12 protein-coding genes are annotated in these 18,443 nt (G+C 68.1%); 7 read left to right on the top strand and 5 right to left on the bottom strand.

Annotated features, from left to right (window positions below; genetic code table 11):
* Nucleotides 1-495: 495 nt before the first annotated feature.
* The 4 genes from ACGFMP_RS36940 to ACGFMP_RS36925 all read right to left on the bottom strand — a co-directional run bounded on the left by ACGFMP_RS36940 (nt 496) and on the right by ACGFMP_RS36925 (nt 5,289).
* Nucleotides 496-2,226, bottom strand: coding sequence for an amylo-alpha-1,6-glucosidase (locus ACGFMP_RS36940; RefSeq protein WP_393678449.1), 1,731 nt, complete (start codon nt 2,224-2,226; stop codon nt 496-498).
* 68 nt (nt 2,227-2,294) lie between these two features.
* On the bottom strand, nt 2,295-3,056 hold the full coding sequence (locus tag ACGFMP_RS36935) for a carbohydrate ABC transporter permease (protein ID WP_393678447.1): 762 nt from the start codon (nt 3,054-3,056) through the stop codon (nt 2,295-2,297).
* A 50-nt stretch (nt 3,057-3,106) separates the two neighbouring features.
* Nucleotides 3,107-4,000, bottom strand: coding sequence for a carbohydrate ABC transporter permease (locus ACGFMP_RS36930; RefSeq protein ID WP_393678445.1), 894 nt, complete (start codon nt 3,998-4,000; stop codon nt 3,107-3,109).
* Between the two features lie 38 nt (nt 4,001-4,038).
* Nucleotides 4,039-5,289: an extracellular solute-binding protein gene (locus ACGFMP_RS36925; protein WP_393678443.1), complete on the bottom strand. Its 1,251-nt coding sequence runs from the start codon at nt 5,287-5,289 to the stop codon at nt 4,039-4,041.
* Nucleotides 5,290-5,500: 211 nt separating this feature from the next.
* Here ACGFMP_RS36925 and ACGFMP_RS36920 point away from each other — a divergent pair, with 211 nt between their 5' ends.
* The 3 genes from ACGFMP_RS36920 to ACGFMP_RS36910 all read left to right on the top strand — a co-directional run bounded on the left by ACGFMP_RS36920 (nt 5,501) and on the right by ACGFMP_RS36910 (nt 10,359).
* Nucleotides 5,501-6,541, top strand: a complete 1,041-nt coding sequence (locus tag ACGFMP_RS36920) for a LacI family DNA-binding transcriptional regulator (RefSeq protein WP_393678441.1) — start codon at nt 5,501-5,503, stop codon at nt 6,539-6,541.
* Nucleotides 6,542-6,842: 301 nt separating this feature from the next.
* Complete coding sequence (locus tag ACGFMP_RS36915; protein ID WP_393678439.1) at nt 6,843-8,639, top strand: ricin-type beta-trefoil lectin domain protein; 1,797 nt, start codon at nt 6,843-6,845, stop codon at nt 8,637-8,639.
* Between the two features lie 202 nt (nt 8,640-8,841).
* Nucleotides 8,842-10,359, top strand: a complete 1,518-nt coding sequence (locus ACGFMP_RS36910) for a glycoside hydrolase family 43 protein (RefSeq protein WP_393678437.1) — start codon at nt 8,842-8,844, stop codon at nt 10,357-10,359.
* Between the two features lie 83 nt (nt 10,360-10,442).
* On the opposite strand, the gene ACGFMP_RS36905 is transcribed toward ACGFMP_RS36910, so the two are convergent.
* Nucleotides 10,443-11,885, bottom strand: a complete 1,443-nt coding sequence (locus ACGFMP_RS36905) for a non-reducing end alpha-L-arabinofuranosidase family hydrolase (protein WP_393678435.1) — start codon at nt 11,883-11,885, stop codon at nt 10,443-10,445.
* Nucleotides 11,886-13,576: 1,691 nt separating this feature from the next.
* On the opposite strand from ACGFMP_RS36905, the gene ACGFMP_RS36900 reads away from it, so the two are divergent.
* From ACGFMP_RS36900 to yjfF, 4 genes are all read left to right on the top strand, one after another.
* On the top strand, nt 13,577-14,587 hold the full coding sequence (locus ACGFMP_RS36900) for an ABC transporter substrate binding protein (RefSeq protein WP_393678433.1): 1,011 nt from the start codon (nt 13,577-13,579) through the stop codon (nt 14,585-14,587).
* Between the two features lie 75 nt (nt 14,588-14,662).
* A complete protein-coding gene (locus ACGFMP_RS36895) occupies nt 14,663-16,204 on the top strand; it encodes a sugar ABC transporter ATP-binding protein (protein ID WP_393678431.1) in 1,542 nt (513 codons plus the stop codon).
* Nucleotides 16,201-17,286: an ABC transporter permease gene (locus tag ACGFMP_RS36890; RefSeq protein WP_393678429.1), complete on the top strand. Its 1,086-nt coding sequence runs from the start codon at nt 16,201-16,203 to the stop codon at nt 17,284-17,286. Before ACGFMP_RS36895 ends, ACGFMP_RS36890 begins: the two co-directional genes overlap by 4 nt.
* Nucleotides 17,283-18,290 carry a galactofuranose ABC transporter, permease protein YjfF gene (yjfF, locus tag ACGFMP_RS36885; protein WP_393678427.1) on the top strand — a complete coding sequence of 336 codons (1,008 nt, stop codon included), beginning with the start codon at nt 17,283-17,285 and terminating at the stop codon, nt 18,288-18,290. Before ACGFMP_RS36890 ends, yjfF begins: the two co-directional genes overlap by 4 nt.
* The last annotated feature ends 153 nt before the right edge of the window (nt 18,291-18,443 follow it).

Genomic DNA, 18,443 nt, shown 5'->3' with positions numbered 1-18,443 from the left:
GCACAACCGGCCACAGCAACCGCCATACCCAAACCGATAGCCACAGCACAAGCGCTGCGCGTCATCCTCGCCATCGTGAAACTCCCTGATCTGTCACCAGTGATGGATCTGTTGCGGCAAGCGGTCGCAAGGTGGGCCGAAAGTGAGCGCTAACAGCGCCGCGCCCTGTGAGGTGGTTGCAACTCAGGAGCGGGGCGATGGCCGCGTCTCATCGAAAGTTTCGGCCGCCTTGCGATCGTTTCGGGCACCCTAGGTCGCACGTCGATGCACGTCAATACATCCCACGAAGAACCAGTGGCCCTTAATCGATCCGATACGACCCGAAGGGTCGGCACCGGTGCAGCTCGCCGGAGGCGGCAGTGTGTGAAGATTTTCGACTGTGGTGGCTGATGTTTTCGAAAGTCGGTGTGTGATCAAGACGGGAAGGCGCCGCGTCCGTCACGGATGAGTTCGCGTCCGGCCGTAGCCCGCGGGCGTCGCCCGGGTGCTGTCCGGCTACGCCGAGGTGCGCCTGTGGTGGTCGTCCGCGAGCACCAGGTAGCTGCTCGCGGTCCAGGTGTAGGCGCGGTCCCGCAGTCCCTCGCCGGTGAGGGCGTCGAAGTTCTCCGCGAAGCCGGACGTCTCGCACAGCCGCCGGAAACGGTGGCTGATGTCGTCGGCGAGGTCGGCGTGGCCGGCGCGGCGGAGGCCGTCCTCGATGAGGACGGTGGCCGGCGCCCAGATCGGGCCCCGCCAGTAGCCGTCGGATTCGTAGTGCGCCGACTCGGTGTGCTCGGTGGCCAGGCCGTACGGGGTCAGATGCGTGGCGATACGCTCGGCGAGGCGGTCGGCGATGTCGCGCGGCAGGCGCTCACCCAGCGCGATCGGCATGAGATCCAGAAGACTGCGGCTGATGGATCGGTCTCCGGTGTGCGGCGAGCGGCTGCGGAAACGCCCGTCGGACCACAACTCCTCGAGCAGCGCGTCCTGGAGTCTGTCCGCGGTGCGCAGGTGCCGGTCCGCGGCATCGACCTCCCCGAGATCCTTGGCGATCTCGGCCAGCTCCGCGAGCTGGAGGACGAGGAAGGCCGCCAGGTCCGCGGTGATCAGCACCCGCCGGCCGTCGAAGGTGGTGGCGTTGTCCCAGCCGCTGTCATTGCCGTGCTGGTAGTGGGGCAGGCGCAGGCCGGGCGCGGTGCGGGCCCGGAGCCAGAAATCGGTCCAGCGCTCCAGACGCCGGTACGTCTCCCTCAGCTTGTCCGGCTCCGGTTGCCTGGGCAGGCGTTCGCGCAACCGGCGCAGCGCCCAGCCGTGAATGGGCGGCTTGACGAAGTTGTACAGGACCTCGGAATGGGTGACGGAGTCCGGCAGCGCCCCGGTCTCGTCCTGGAGGTCGAACGGGATCTGGAACTGGTCCCAGGCGAGATCCGGCAGGCCGGGAGCCAGCGCGAGCGCGTTGAAGCAGTGGTCCCAGCTCCAGACCTTGTCCATCCAGTGCTTGGACATCAAAACGGCGGGACGCCGCAGGAAGCCGGCCGGACGCACGGTGGCCGACCACAGAACGTAGGCGGCCAGTTCGGCGGCAGCTGCCCGGGAGGCGGGAAAGGGGGCCACGGCGGTTGCGAAGTCGCGGAACGCATCGGCGTGCGAGACCGCGGCGGCGGTGAAGTCCCCCGGAGCACGGTAAGGCTGCCGCGCACTGTCGATCTCCTCGACGACCGCCTCCCATCCGTGCGCGCCGGAAAGGACCAGCCTGCGGTCGGCACCGGCAAGTCCCTCCAGCCCCTCGGCGGTTGTGATCACGCCCGCCAGAAGGGTGATGCGGTAGCGGCGGCCGGTCTCGTACGAGGTGAACTGGTAGGACCCGTCGACCGGATCGCGGTAGAAGTAGGTGCCGGTGAAGGATGTCAGTTCCTGGTCGGCCGGCGTGATCGCCAGGTCCAGCCGGTCACCGCGCAGCCGGACCGTGTCGGTGCTCTCGTAGACCAACGAGATCCGCCCGCTCTCCGCCTCCCAGGCCAGCATGGCAGGGGTCGCCTTCCAGACGGTCTCCGCGCGGCTCCCGCTCGACGGATGCAGCGGCACGAAGCGCAGGACCGCGTGCATGCCGTTCTGGTGGGAGATCAGATGCAGGTCCTGTGCCCGGGTGTGCTGAGCGGTGACCGACGAGATGTTGAACCACGATCCCTGGCGGCTGAAGGGAATCTCCTGGATCGCGAAGGCGTGGCTGCCGGGGGTGACGGTCATCGGTGGGAACTCGATCCTCTTCTGATGCGGGCGTTCAGTCATGGGTCGGCCTTGCGGGAACATGGCGGTCAGTCCTTTACGGCTCCGGCCGTGACGCCGGCGGCGACGTAGCGCTGGGCCAGGACCAGGATCACGGCGGCCGGCAGCGAGGCCACGACCGCGGTGGCCATGATGGCGTTCCACTCCTGGTTGTTGTTCCCGATGTAGTGGTAGATGCCGAGGGTGATGGGCTGGTGGGCGCCGCCGCTGTCCAGGGTGCTGGCGAAGACGAAGTCCGACCAGGACCACAGGAAGGCGAACAGCGACACGGTGATGATCGCGTTGCGGCTCATCGGGAGCATGATGGACCGGAAGACGCGGAGGGATCCGGCACCGTCCACCCGCGCGGCCTGCAGGAGTTCGGCGGGGACGCCGGACATGAACGCCGTGAAGATGAGGACGGCGAACGGTACGGCCAGGGTGGAGTCGGCGACGATCAGGCCGGGAACGGAGTGCAGGAACCCCAGGCCGAGGAAGATGGCGTAGAAACCCATCGCCATGATGATTCCGGGGATCATCTGGGCCACCAGCAGCAGGAAGCTGACGAGCCCTCCGCCACGCGGCCGGAGCTTCGCCAGTGCGAATCCCGCCGGCGCGGCGAGGACGACGGTCACCGCGACGGTGCCCAGGCCGATGACCAGGCTCGTGCCGAGATACGGCAGTTGCTGGTCGAGCACCTCCCGATAGCCCCTGAGCGTGACGTGCGCGGGGAAGAGGTCCGGCGGGGTTTTGCGCAGGTCCCGTTCGCGGGTCAGCGAGACGTTCACCATCCAGTACACGGGGAAGAGCATCACGGCGGTGAACAGCAGCCCCAGAGCCGTCTTCCCCCTGGCGCGGGCGCTCACGAACTCACCTCCTCTCGCTGGGTGCGGATGTACACCAGGCCGAAAACGAGGGCGATCACCACAAGGAGGTTGCCCACGGCCGCCCCCGGCCCGAATTCCGGCAGCAGGTTGCCGAAGCCGAGCCGGTAGGACCAGGTGGCGAAGGTGGTCGACGAGTCGCTGGGACCGCCCCTGGTCATGATCCAGATGATGTCGAAGACCTTCAGCGTGTAGACCAGCCCGAGCAGCAGGGTGATGGCGGAGACCGGTCGAAGCAGCGGGAAGGTCACCCGCCGGAAGCGCTGCCAGGCGTTCGCCCCGTCGATCGCGGCCGCCTCGTTCAGCGAAGCGGGTATCGCCTGGAGGCCGCTGTGGAGGACGACCAGGTTGAAGGGGATCCCGATCCAGATGTTGGCGATGATCACGGATGCGAGCGACCACGAAGGTGAGGTCAGCCAGTCCACCGGGCCGACGCCCAGCCGGCCCAGCGCCGTGTTGACGATTCCCGACTCGCTGTTGAGCATCCACGACCAGGTGGAGGCCGACACGATCAGCGGCAGCAGCCAGGGAACCAGGAACAGGGCGCGCAGCGTGGCCGAGAGCCGGAAGTGCTGGGCGAAGAACACCGCCAGCGCCAACCCGATGGTGTACTGGAAGAAGAGGGAAACCCCGGTGAAGAGCACGGTGTGCTCCAGGGCCGGTATGAAGGTCGGGTCGTCGAAGACCTTCCGGTAGTTCTCTGCACCGGTGAAGGGCGCGTCGCCCTGCACGAAGGAGCGCACCGTGTAGTCGCGCAGCGACAGGTCGAGGTTGCGGTAGAGCGGGTAGGCGTAGAAGGCGCCGAGGTAGACCACAACAGGGGCCAGGAAGCCCCAGGCCGCCCACTGCCGCGAGCGCGGCTTGCTGTTCATCGGGGGTGCTGTCCTTCGGTGATCCGCTGGGTCGCGTGCTACTTGGAGGCGGCGGACTGCGCCGTGGACAGGGCGTCCTTCGGCGACTTGGATCCGGTCAGTGCCGCCTGCACCGCACCCCACAGCTGTTCGGAGATCCTCGGGTACTTCGTACCGAGGTCGTCGCTGGTGCGCCCCTTGGCCGCCTGCACCGCCTGCACCCACACCTTGAGCTCGGGGGTGGCGGCTTCCTGCTGGCCCTGGACCTGCCCGGTCGGCGCGACGTAGGACAAGGTCGTGTCGGTGGCCAGGAGGTTCTTCGCGTCGGTCAGGCAGGACACGATCCTGTCCGAGACGGCGTACCGTCCGGCGTCCTTCTGTACGGGGACGGTGACGAACTCGCCGCCGGTCGGGGCCGGCGCGGTGCCGCCGGTGGCAGCGGGGATGGCGATGGTGCCGTAGCCGAAGCCGGCCTTCTTGGCGTTGGCCAGCTGCCAGGTGCCGTTCTCGGCGAAGGCGTACTGCCCGGTGGCGAACTCCTGCCAGCTGGTGGTCTGGGTGTTGTTGATGACGGAGTTGGGCGCGTACCCGTTCTTGAGCCAGTCCTTCCACAGCGTGACCGCCGAGACGGCCTTGTCCGAGGCGAGGTCGGTCAGCTGCGCCCCGGAACCCCAGAACCACGGCAGGAACTGGAAACTGCCCTCCTCGGTGCCGATGGCGGAGAAGGTGATGCCCTTCTTTCCCGCCGCTTTCACCTTGGCCAGTGCCGCGGTGAGCGTCGCCCAGTCCTTGACGGAGGACGGGTCCACTCCCGCGGACTGCAGGACGTCCTTGTTGTAGTACAGCGCCAGGGTGTTCGCCCCGATGGGCGTGCCGTAGGTCTTGCCGTCGTTCTGTCCGGCGGCCAGCAGGTTCGGCTCCACGCCGGAGGTGTCGATCTTGTTCTCGTCGGTGGTGGTGAGGACGCCCGCGTCGGCGAGCGTGGAGACGACGGGATTGTCGACGATCAGGACATCGGGGGAATCGCCCTGTTGCGCCGCGAGCAGCGTCTTGTTGGTCAGATCCGTGGTGTCGAAGCTCGTGCGCTTGACCTTGACCCCGGCTTGGCTGCCGCAGCTGTTCAGCAGCTTGACCCAGTCGGATGTGCCGTCGAACTGAGGGTAGGGATCCCAGACGGTGAACGTGCCGCCGGCCGTGGTCGAGCCGGAGGATCCGCCCGAGGACGACGACCCGCAGGCGGTGGCCGTGGACGCGACCACCACGGCGGCCAGCGACGCGGCGACGAACCGTCGCCGGGCGGGAGTGTTCATGGTGCTTGTCCCCTTCGCTTGGTGCCCGTCCCGCCCAGTGGGTCGGCAGCGCCGCTCACGGAGACGGGACGGAGTCGAATCGCTCCGATAGCGAATCGGTTCGACCGAGAACGTAGAACCCGCGTGTATCCCCGTCAAGACTTGTGCGGAGCAATTTTCGAACCGATTCGCGAAGAGTATGATCGTCCTGGGCAGGAGCGTGAGGAGCCGGATGAACATCGGGGAGATCGCACGGCGAGCGGGCGTGTCGCGCAGCACGGTGTCGTACGCACTCAGCGGCAAGCGCCCGGTTGCGGCCGGCACCCGTAAACGCATCCAGGACGTGATCGACGAGCTGGGCTACCGGCCCAACGCGACCGCGCGGGCGCTCAAGGAGGGCAGGACCCGCACGATCGGTCTGGTGATCCCGCCGGCCGGCAACAGGCTCACCCACATGCAGCTGGACTTCGTCGCCAGCGTCGTCGACGCGGCGGCGGCCGCCGACCTGGACGTCCTGCTTTCCCCGTCCGGGGGCCATCACGACCGGTCCTTCGAACGGCTCGTCTCGGAAAGCCGGGTCGACGGCGTGATCCTCATGGAGATCCGCCTGGAGGACGCCCGCGTGGGCCGGCTCATGCAGGCGGGGCTGCCCTTTGTCGGGATCGGGCACACGATGGACGACCAGGCGATGTGCTGGATCGACATCGACTACGCGGGCCTGATCGGCCACACGGTCCGACATCTCGCCGACCTCGGCCACCGCAAGGTGGCCCTGATCAGCCGCTCGCCCGAACTCGTCGCCGCGGGCTACGGTCCCGCGATCAGGGCGCGGGAGGGCTTCGCGGCGGCCGTCGGCGAGCGCGGTATCGAGGGCGTCGAGGTCCCCTGCGGTGACGACGCGCGTTCCGGCCAGGAGAGCATCGAGGGGCTGCTGCGGGCACATCCGGACCTGACCGCCGTGACCACCGTGAACGAAGCCGCCCTGCCGGGCATCCAGCGGGCGCTGGCCGACGCAGGACTGACCGTTCCATCGGACTTCTCGGTGACCGGCGTGGCCGGCCGGCTGTGGACCGAGGACTTCCGTCCGCCTCTCACCGCCGCCGACGTCCCCGCCCTCGAGATGGGCGAGAAGGCCGTGGCCCTGCTCGTCGAACGCATCGCCGCCCCGCAGACACCTCCCCGCCACATCCTGCTGGCCCCGGCCATCTCCCTGCGTGCCAGCACCGGCGCCGCCCCGGCCCGCCGCACCGCCGGCGGAGCTGCCCGCGCCTGACCGCCGCACCGCCGGCGGAGCTGCCCGCGCCTGACCGCCGCACCGCCGCGCAGGGCACGTCGGTCACTCCCCGGCCATCACCGCGAGAATCGGTTCGCATGGCCCAGGTGTCCCGCCCCTCGACTCAAGGACAGCAGCGGGTATTTGGCTGGCAGTACCTCATTGACCGCACTGACCCCCAGTCGTACTATCCCGTCGAACCGATTCCGCGAATCGGTTCCGTAACATCCATGTCACGTCCGACCACCCCACCGCGCCCCCCCACCGCCACGCAGTGGCGCCCAGCCGTAGGAGGAAGTCGATGAGAAAGAGAGCAAAACCGGGCCGTCTGGCCATGGCCGCAGCTGCCGTGCTGGGGCTTGCCGCCCTGCTGGTGATGCCGACGGCGGGTCACGCCGCCGCAGGAAAGTCGCTGAGCGTGGATCTCAGCTCCACGCGAGGGCCGTCGACGGGCGTGGGGGAAGGCTTCCTCTACGGGATCACCCAGGACGGCACGCAGCCGGCCGACCAGTATCTGCAGCCGCTGGGCATCAACGCCTTCCGCGGGGGCGGCTGGTTCTCCGGCGGCTGGATCAAGGACAACTACTCGTACGGGTCGGCCACGAAGGCCGACATCGCCTCGATCACCGCACAGGCCAAGCGGCTGACCCAGGCGCCGTATCACGCTCAGTACCAGGTCATCCTGAGCGATCTGTGGGGCAACAACGGCGGGCAGCCCTCGAACGAGGTCTACCCATGCGACAACGGCAACTGCTCCAACTGGATCAGCTTCATCGACTCCTCCGTGGCCGGCCTGCAGGCATCAGGGCTGCCCTTCGCCTATGACATCTACAACGAGCCGGACATCTCGGTGTTCTGGACCCGCGGGATGAACAGCACCCAGTACTTCCAGATGTGGGACAGCGCCTTCAAGGAGATCCGGCGCATCGCGCCGAACGCGAAGATCGTCGGCCCGTCCCTGGCGTTCACGCCGCAGAGCAACCCGGGTGAGTGGAACACCTGGCTGGCCCACGTCAAGGCCGCCGGCACGGTTCCCGACATGATCACGAACCACGACGAGGGCGATGTCGACGACCCGGTCACCGTGTCGCAGTCCCTCAACAACGCGCTGTCCTCCAACGGCGTGTCGGCCCGGCCGCTGTCGGCGAACGAGTACCAGCCCGCGGACCGGCAGACCGCCGGGGTGACGGCGTGGTATCTGGCGCGGTTCGCGCAGTCCGGGTACACCAACGCGATGCGCGGCAACTGGTCCTGCTGCATGATTCCGAACCTGACGGGCGTCCTCACCCAGAGCAACGGGACCTGGCAGCCCAACGGCAACTGGTGGGCCATGCGCACCTATGCCGACATGACCGGGACCCTCGTCAGCACCTCCGGGATGGTCGGCTCGACTGCGATCTCCGCGTCCGAGGACAGCACGGCCAAGCGGGCGGTGGCGGTGATCGGTGACAGCAACGGCTACACCGGCGACGCCTCGCTGACCTTCAACGGCCTGGCCTCGGTACCCTGGCTGGCGAACAACGGCAGTGTCAATGTGACCGTCAAGCGGATCCCCGACCAGTACCCGCTCAGCGCGCCGCAAGTGGTCTACAACCAGAACGTGAGCACGTCGTCCGGCTCTGTCACCGTGCCGGTCACGTTCCAGGCCACCCACGATGCCTTCGCCGTCTACGTGACTCCGGCCGGATCGTCGAGCGGGGGCACCAGCGGCGAGTTGCACGCCGTGGGCGCGGGCAAGTGCCTGGACGTGCCGAACTCGTCCACCACGGCGGGCACCCAGACGCAGATCTGGAACTGCTCGGGCGGGACCAACCAGGTCTTCACCCGTACATCCTCGAACCAGTTGAGTGTCTACTCCGGCAGCAGCCAGATGTGTCTGGACGCGAACGGCCAAGGGGCCAGCAATGGCACCAAGGTCATCATCTGGTCCTGCAACGGCCAGGCGAACCAGCAGTGGAACGTCAACTCCAACGGCACCGTCACCAGCGCCTCGTCGGGGCTCTGCCTGGACGTGACCGGAGCGGGCACCGCCAACGGCACACTGGTCGAACTGTGGACCTGCAACGGCGGCAGCAACCAGCAGTGGACCCTCGGGTAGGTCCGCACCAGCCCTGACCCCCCGCTCCCACGCGGGTGGCCGGACGGCGATCCGGCCACCCGCGTCGCGGGCGGAGCGGCCGCGAAGGGGCCGGTCAGCGCTCCGACGCGGCCGTATAGAGTCGCTCGCGGCGGTTCGCCGGATCCGCCGCACGGTAGAACCTGCAAGCCCTGGCACGTGGAAGGAATCACGCCCTGTGCGGATGTACGACAACCCTGTGATCGGCGGATTCCATCCGGACCCGAGCGTGTGCCGGGTCGGTGACGAGTACTACCTGGTGTGCTCGAGCTTCGAGTACTTCCCCGGCCTGCCGATCTTCCACAGCAGGGATCTGGTGCACTGGCGGCAGATCGGCAATGTGCTCGACCGCCCGGAACAGCTGCCACTGCCGTTGCCGGGCACCATGGCGTCCCGCGGCCTGTACGCCCCCACGATCCGCCACCACGACGGCCGCTTCTGGGTCATCAACACCAACGTCAGCGGCGGCGGCCACTTCATCGTGACCGCCGAGCGGCCCGAGGGCCCCTGGTCGGACCCGGTGTGGATCGACCTGCCCGGCATCGACCCCGACCTGGCCTGGGAGGAGGACGGCACCTGCTGGGTCTCCTACACCGTGCCCGGCATCCACGTCGCCCGTGTCGACCCGGTCAAGGGCGAGGTGCTGGAAGGACCGTTCCCCACCTGGTCGGGCACCGGCCTGCTGTACCCGGAGGCCCCGCACCTCTACCGCATCGGCGACTGGTGGTATCTGCTGATCGCCGAGGGCGGCACCGAGCGCGGCCACGCCGTGTCCATCGCCCGCGCCCGCTCGCCGCGCGGTCCGTGGGAAGGCGCACCCGCCAACCCCGTACTGTCGCACAGCGCCACCGACCGGCCCATCCAGAGCACCGGCCACGCCGACCTGGTCACAGCGCCCGACGGGACCTGGTGGATGGTGCTGCTCGGCACCCGGCCCCGCGGCTACACGCCCCAGTTCCAGGTGCTCGGCCGCGAGACCTTCCTGACTCCCGTGGAGTGGGACGACGACGGCTGGCCCGTCGTGGGACCCGTACCCGAGCGCCACCCCGCACCCGCCGGAGCCTGGCACCCCTTCCCTGCCCTGCCCGCCCGCGACGACTTCGACGCGCCGACGCTCGCGCCGCACTGGATCTCGCCCTACGCCCGTCCCGACGGCTCCTGGTCGCTGACCGAGCGCCCCGGCTGGCTCACCCTCACCGCGACCGGCCACACCCTCGACCGGCCCGGCCACACCTTCGTCGGCCACCGGCAGCAGCACCACGACTGCCGCGCCGCTGTCCTGCTCGACCCGGGCGCCGGACGCGGTGGCCTGAGCGTGCGCATGGACGAGGCGCACCACTACGACCTGGAGGCCGGGGACGGAGAGGTCAGCGTCGTCGCGCGCATCGGCCCGCTGCGGCAGACCCTGGCCCGCCGCCAGGTCGCGCCGGGCCCCGTCACCCTCACCGTCACGGTCCGCACCACCGACGTCATCTCGCCGTCTCCCGAATTCGCCGGTATCGAGCCCACCGGCCCCGACACCATCGCCTTCTGGACCGGCGACCCTGATGCCCCGGGCGCCGAGCCGCTCGCAGAGTTGGAGGGGCGCTACCTGTCCACCGAGGTCGCCACCGGCTTCACCGGACGCGTCATCGGCATGTACACCATCCAGGGCACCGTCGCCTTCGACTGGTTCCACTACGAACCCGTGCCCGCCGCCTGACGGCCGGGACGACGCCCGGCCTGCCTGCGGCGCTCATGGGGGAACCCCAGCCGTGGTGGCTGGGGTTCCCTGTGTGACGTGGCTCAGTGTTGGAGGGTGAGGAGGCCGGGTCGCCAGGGGAGTTGGTCGTAGGCGCCGCCTGCGTTGGGGTTTTTGCCTTGGTAGAGGAGTTGGAGGTTGCAGGGGTCGATGGTCATGGTCTGGTCGGGGTTGTTGCGGACGAGGTCGCCGTGGCTGATGTCGTTGGTCCAGGTGGCGCCGCTGTTGGCTTTGCCGGCGAAGGGGTTGCTCTCGCTGGCGGCTTGGGGGGTCCAGGATCCGCTGAGGCTGGTGGCGGTGTAGGAGCGGAAGTAGCGGCCGTTTGCGCCGATGGCTTCGACGATCATGAGGTACTGGTTCTGGTTTTGGACCTTGTAGACCTGGACTGCTTCGAAGAGGTTGTTGGTGGAGTCGCTCATGACGGTGGTGTAGTTGGAGCCGAAGCTGCCGGGGAAGTTCCCGATGGGCATGCTCGCGCGGTAGATCTTGCCGTTGTCACCGGCGAAGAAGAGGTACATGTTCTGGCTGTCGCCGATGAGGGTCTGGTCGATGGGGCCGGTGCCGGAGCCGGAGATGCTGCCGGTGAACAGCGGCTGAGGGGAGGACCATCCGTTGGGGTTGGTCGGGTCGCTGGAGGTGCGGTAGATGAAGGGCCATGCGCCCCACTGGTAGGTGAGGACCCAGATGTTCTTGGGGGCGAAGTAGAACAGGGTGGGTGCGACGGTGGACTGGCTCATCCCGGTCTGGCCGGTGGAGGCCATGTCGGACCAGTTCGTGAAGGGTTTGAACGCCATCGATCCGTAGGACGACCCTGACACGTTCGAGGCGTAGACGAGGTGCTTGCCGTTGTAGACGACGTTGGTGAAGTCCTTCAGCGACACCCACCCGTTCGCCGGCTGCGCCAGCGCACCGGTCGACGTCCACCGGTAGGACGACGGAAGCGAACACGACCCACCCGACGGCGGCGGCGTCGTGGTCGTACCTCCTCCGGACAGGCCGGACCAGCTCTGGTTGCTGCCGCCGTTGCAGGTCCACAGCTCGACTGCGGTGCTGTTGGCCGTACCGGCGCCGGTGACGTCCAGGCACAGTCCGGACTCCACACCGACGATTGTGCCGTCGGAGTTCACCCGCCACTGCTGGTTCGCACCGCCGCTGCAGCTCCAGATCTGCACCCGGGTGCCGGCCGTGGTGGCGTGGCCGGGAACATCAAGGCACTTGCTGCCGTACACGGTCAGCTGGTTGCCGGACGTCAGCGTCCACTGCTGGTTCGTCCCGCCCGAGCAGTCGTAGATCTGCAGGTATGTGCCGTCGGTCTGGCTCGAGTTCGGCACATCCAGGCAGCGGCCGGAACCTGCGCCGCGCAGGGCGCCGCTGGTGGCCGCCTGAGCCGGATTGGCGACGAGCATCGCCGCCAGCACGCCCACGGCTGCGAACATCGAGGCGAGCGCCGCAAACAGATGCCTGTGGCGGAACCTTCTTCTGTGCATGGGAACCTCCTGATTCTTGGGTAAGCGGTTGCGGCCGGCCTCGTTGCAGGCCGGCCAGGCTGTCGATGTGATGCGTGGTGGATCGGGGGGTGAGCCCCACGGGGAGCATCCGCGAACAGCCGGCCCCGGCACTTCGTGAGCGCCCGTGCACGCAAGCGGCGTCGTCTCGCGCAGAGATGACACCTGGTCACGCCATCAGGTGCGGCGGCAGGAAGGCCTTCGCAGGTCGCAGGCCGGAACAGCGGTTCAGGCGCGGTGACGGGACCGGAAGCGCACCTCATGGGAAGGGGGAGCTGTTAGCGTTAACATCAAGGGCCGGATGTCACGAGGGGGAGTCCGAGTCGTCGTCCGGCGGCGCGGCCTGCGCGGCAGGGCGGCCTTGGGCGCGACAGTTCTCGGGCGTCATGGCGACCTCATTTCCTGGCGCTCCGGCCGGCTGCGGTGCAGGGCGCGCCGACCGGATGCGGTGGGGGGACCAACGGTGAGAGTCTGCCTGCCACAGCGCGCGGTGCTGCACTGTCACGACGTGGCGAGCATGCGAAACGGTGGCAAGTGTGGACCCGTTGAGTCCGAATGGTCAACGCCCTCGATGCGAAAATTTCGGCGCCCTTCTCGCCCGGACGGTGCGGCGCCGGTCGTACGGGGTGGCTGACGCGGTGCCTCGGGTGGTGCCCAATGTCCGGGTTTCCATGGCTTATCGGACCCATCTCGGCGGGGACGGTCCTGTGCCGGCCGCGCCGGTCTGCCGGATGGACGCGGGTGGACCGGGATATGAGGGGGCGAAACATTCGCGGTGGATGTGAAACTCCCGGAGTAGGGTCGGATCGCCGCACGCCCTCCGCCGGGCGGGGGTGCCGCCCGGTCCTTGGGCCTGATGCGCGCGCGGAGTCTGTGGGAGGACTGTGCGATGTATTGACGCGCGCCGGTGGGCGTCCTAATGTGCCGCGAAACGCCCGTACGGCGTCCGGGGAACTCGCTCGCGGCCGAGGGGTGATGTGTGACGGCATGGCGGTTGCTGCATTTACGTGAAGTGCGAGAGGGACAAGGTGTGTTAGCGCTCACCGTCGATTGCGATCTCTCCTCTGGTCAGGTGGACGAACGCGGGGGCATCCTGGCGTCGGTTAGAAGGGATGGCACCGACTTGAAAACGGGCACTGTTAGCGCTAACTTAGGCGCCACTCGGCGACCGTACAAGGTGATGCTTCGCGGGACGCGGAGTCACCGCGACGTGTCGGAGGAGAGCCGGCGCCAGGCGGGTGGCGCAGCCCGCGCCCATCTGAGCGCACACATCCGTGGTGTGATGCGGCGTCCCTGAACCATCGCGTCCACGGAGCCGTCCGTCCCGGCCTTCAGCCCGTCAGATCCCTGCCCAGGCCATGCAGCCAGATCACCACGCCCTGAACCGACCTCGATGCGCCCGGCCTGCGCCGGACCGCACTCTCCTCCCGGCGAGAGCGGCCCAGGCAGGCCATCCCCCCAAGCTCGGACGGCCTCCCCGGCCGCCCGCGAAGCCACCCCCACGCCCGCGGCAGCCACGACACCCTCCTTTGGAACGTCGGCCTCCTCACCCGAACCCCCACCACCTGCTGACCACCCCGATCCCGCACCGCGGCGGCGCCGCTGTGCGGACCGCAAGGAGTGCGTCGGCAACCCGCACCAGTACACCTGCCGGATTCCTCGAAGGAGAAGACATGATCGACAGACGCAGCTTCCTCACCGCGGGCGCGGCCGTCTCGGCCGCGGGCATACTCGCGGCGTGCGCGAAGAAGGACCCCGCCAAGTCGACCGGCTCGACCGGCTCGGACACCGGGAGCAAGCAGATCGTCCTGGGCTTCTCCCAGGTGGGGTCGGAGAGCGGCTGGCGCGCCGCCAACACCAAGTCGGTCAAGGAGGCTGCCGCGGCCGCCGGGATCAACCTCAAGTTCTCCGATGCCCAGCAGAAGCAGGAGAACCAGATCTCGGCGATCCGCAGCTACATCGCCCAGAAGGTGGACGTCATATCGTTCTCGCCGGTCGTCGTCACCGGCTGGGACACGGTGCTGAAGGAGGCGAAGGCCGCCAACATCCCGGTGATCCTCACCGACCGCTCGGTCGAGACCTCAGACCCCTCGCTCTACGTCACCCTGGTGGGCTCGGACTTCGAGATCGAGGGAGAGCGCGCGGCACACATGCTGGAGAAGGTCCTTGCCGGCCGCAAGGGGCCGGTCAAGATCGCGCAACTGGAGGGCACCACGGGTGCGGCCCCCGCGATCGAGCGCGCCAAGGGCTTCGCCAAGATCATGAACGCGAGCCATCCGGAATGGAAGATCATCGCCAGCCAGACCGGGGACTTCACCAGGGCAGGCGGCAAGCAGGTGATGGCGGCCCTTCTGCAGGCCCACTCGGACATCGAAGTGCTGTTCTCCCACAACGACGACATGGCCATCGGCGCCATCCAGTCGATCCAGGCGGCAGGCAAGACCCCCGGGACGGACATCAAGATCGTGTCCGTCGACGGCGTGCATGACGGGTTCGTGGCGATGTCCAAGGGACAGATCAACGCGATCGTCGAGTGCAACCCCCTGCTCGGCCCGCAGCTGATGGACGCCGTCAAGACGGTGCACGCGGGCAAGGGTTCGACGCTTCCTCGTTGGATCAAGACCAAGGAGAGCGACTTCATGGCGGATCAGGCCGCGGCAGCGCTTCCGAGCCGCAAGTACTGACAGCCGTCCACGAGGGCCCCCCGGGCGCGGGGGACTCCCGTCCACGTCGCGACGATTCCACCTAGGAGCGCTGCCATGGCAGAGCCTCAGCCCGTCCTGGAGATGACGGGCATAGTCAAAGAGTTCTCCGGCATACGGGCTCTGTCGGACGTCGACTTCCGACTGTTCCCTGGCGAGATCCACGCTCTTCTCGGTGAGAACGGGGCCGGGAAGTCCACCCTCATCAAGGTCCTGACGGGAGTTCATCCGCTCGACGGCGGAACGGTCGTCCTGGGAGGGCGGCCGGTCCGCATCACCAGCCCCCTTCAGGCGCAGCAACTCGGGATCAGCACGGTCTACCAGGAGGTCAACCTCTGCCAGAACCTCTCCGTGGCGGAGAACATCCTGATAGGCCGCGAACCGGTCAGGGCCGGCCGGATCCTGTGGAAGGAACTGCGCAGGCAGGCCGCGCAGTTGGCGACCCGGTTCGGCCTCGACCTTGACGTCTCCGCGCCGCTCGGCTCGTTCCCGCTGGCCGTGCAGCAACTGGTGGCCATCATCCGCGCCGTCGGCTCCGGTACCGCGGACGGAAGCACCGAGGGAGCCACCCGCGTGCTGATCCTGGACGAGCCGACCTCGAGCCTCGACCGCGACGAGGTGGAGGAGCTGTTCGCCCTGATGCGGCGGCTGAGGGAGGAAGGGGTGGCCATCGTTTTCGTCTCCCACTTCCTCGACCAGATCTACGAGGTCTGCGACCGGATGACGGTGCTGCGCAACGGCGCCCTGGTCGGCGAGCACCTGGTCCGCGACCTGGACCAGGTGAACCTGGTCAAGCTGATGATCGGCAAGGACCTGGGCGAGCTGGAGGAACTCAGCGATCACCACGGGCAGCCGGATACGAGCGAGGCGTTCCTGAAGGCCGAAGGCCTCTCCCGAGCCGGCAGTATCGCCGCCTTCGACCTGGAGGTCCGAGCAGGGGAGGTCCTCGGGCTCGCCGGACTTCTCGGTTCGGGCCGCACCGAACTGGCCCGCCTGCTCTTCGGCGCCGACACCTCCGACACCGGCAGGGTGTACATCGAGGGAAAGCAGGCCGCGCTGCGGGAGCCGAACGACGCGATCGGCAGGGGAGTCGCCTTCCTCTCGGAGAACCGCAGGGCCGAGGGCCTGGTGCCGGACCTGACAGTGCGGGAGAACATCATCCTCGCCCTTCAGGCCGCGCGCGGCTGGACCCGGCCCGTACCCGTGTCCCAGCGCGACGAGCTGGTCGCCAAGTACATCGCGGCGCTGGACATCCGTCCGGCCGATCCCGAGACGAAGACCGGTTCGCTGAGCGGCGGCAACCAGCAGAAGGTCCTCCTCGCCCGATGGCTGCTCACCCAGCCGAAGCTGCTCATCCTCGACGAGCCCACCCGGGGCATCGACGTCGGGGCCAAAGCGGAGATCCAGAAGCTCGTCGTGTCGCTGTCCGAGGAGGGCATGGCCGTGGTCTACATATCCGCCGAGCTGGAGGAGGTCCTCAGGCTCAGCCACACCATGGGCGTGCTCCGCGACCGCCGGCTCGTGGCACGGATGGCGAACGGGCCCGACGTCACCGCCGGGCGGGTCCTGGAGATCATCGCGAGCGGAGAGCACCAGTGAGCCTCACATCCCTGTGGCGCGCGGCGACACAGCACCGGCTGTTCTGGCCGGTGGCTGCCCTGGTCGCGCTGCTCGTGATCAACGTCCCCTTCACCCCGGGGTTCTTCGAGATCCATCTCAAGAACGGCCACCTGTACGGCAGCCTGGTCTCCATCGCGCTGTTCGGGTCCCCGCTCATCCTCGTGGCGATCGGAATGACCCTGGTGATCGCCACCGGAGGTATCGACCTCTCGGTCGGGGCGGTGGTGGCGATCTCCGGCGCATTGGCCTGCCTGGTCGTCAGCAAGCAGGCGGACGAAGGCAGCGTGGCAGGGGTGCTGCTGGCCTTCGCGCTGGCACTCGCTGTCGCACTGGTGTGCGGCGCGTGGAACGGCGTGCTGGTCGCGCGGCTCGGTATCCAGCCGATCATCGCCACACTGATCCTGATGGTCGCCGGTCGCGGCGTCGCCCAGCTGATCACCAGCGGCCAGATCATCACCGTCAACAGCGGTGCCTACTCGAAGATCGGCGGCGGCTACCTGCTGACCCTGCCGTTCTCCCTCTTCGTGGTGGCCTTGGTCGTCGTGCTGAGCATGGCGCTCACCCGGCGCACCGCCCTCGGGCTGCTGGTCGAGGCGGTCGGCGGCAACGCGGAGGCCAGTCGCCTGGTGGGCATCAGGTCACGGCGCATCAAGATCATGGCGTACATTTTCTGCGGGCTCTGCGCGGGTATCGCCGGCCTGATGATCAGCTCGAACGTGTCGGCGGCGGACGGCAACAACGCGGGGCTGTGGATCGAACTCGACGCGATCCTGGCCGTCGTGATCGGCGGTACCTCCCTCACCGGCGGCAGATTCCACCTGGGCGGCACGATCATCGGAGCCCTCATCATCCAGACCCTGACCACCACGATCTACACCATCGGGGTGCCGACCCAGACCAACCTGGTGTTCAAGGCAGTCGTCGTCATCGCCGTCTGCCTGATGCAGTCCTCCGTCTTCCGGGCCAAGGTGTTCGGCGCTCGCGCCAAGCGTCGCGGCCCTGCTCAGAACAGCCCGGGCGCGCCCGCCGACGCGGCGCCGCAGATGGAGGTCTCGCCGTGAGTGTGATCGACGGTTTCCGAACGCGCGGCGGCGGACTGCGACTGCTCCAGGACCGGCGGCTGCCCGTCGTGGTGACGGCCGGCCTCTTCCTGGTCATGTTCGGCTTCGGCGCCTTCCGATACCAGGCCTACGGATTCCTCGACGGCCAGGTCTTCATGAACCTGTTCATCGACAACGCCTACCTGCTCGCCGCTGCCGTCGGGGCCACCTTCGTGATCCTCACCGGGGGGATCGACCTCTCGGTCGGGTCGATCATCGGCTTCACGACGATGCTGACCGCCTGGCTGGTGGAGAAGCAGGGGCTGCCCCTTCTCCTCGTGGCGCCCATCGCCCTGGGGGTCGGTGCGCTCGGCGGCTATCTGATGGGCTACGTGATCCACCACTTCGAGATCGAGCCCTTCATCGTGACCCTGGCGGGACTGTTCTTCTTCCGAGGACTGTGCCTGGTCATCAGCAAGGAGTCGATATCCATCACCGATCCCACGGTGAACACGCTCGCCCAGAAGCACGTCGCGCTGCCCGGCGGATCGTTCCTCTCGATCGCCGCCGTCATCTCGCTGGCAGTCCTGGCCATCGCGTTCTACGTGCTGCACTTCACGCGGTTCGGCAGGCGGGTGTACGCCATCGGCGGGAACGAGCAGTCCGCGCTGCTGATGGGCCTGCCGGTGGCGGGCACGAAGATCGCCGTCTACACCGTCAGCGGTTTCTGCTCCGCGCTGTCGGGACTGCTGTTCACCCTGTACATCCAGTCGGGTGACCCCTTGCACGCGGTCGGCCTGGAACTCGACGCGATCGCCGCGGTCGTGGTCGGCGGCACCCTTCTCACCGGCGGATCCGGCTTCGTGATCGGGACGCTGTTCGGGGTGCTGGTGCTGGGCTTGATCAAGACGCTCATCCAGTTCGAGGGCACCCTCAGTTCCTGGTGGACGAAGATCGCCACCGGAGTGCTGCTGTTCGTCTTCATCCTGATCCAGCGCACCATGACGGGAAGACGCCGGACCTGAGCGCCCTCCGCCCGCCGCCGACCGTCCCGTCTCCCTGGAGGATCCACCGCATGAATGTCACGTCCACTGCCGAGGTGTGGTTTTTGACCGGTAGTCAGGGTTTGTATGGTCCTGGGACGCTTGCGCAGGTCGCGGAGCAGTCGCGGGGGATCG

It is taken from the genome of Streptomyces sp. NPDC049040, from assembly GCF_043197715.1.
Lineage (GTDB): Bacteria > Actinomycetota > Actinomycetes > Streptomycetales > Streptomycetaceae > Actinacidiphila.
Note: the sequence above shows the minus strand (reverse complement) of the source record. Positions and strands in the feature narration are given on the sequence as shown.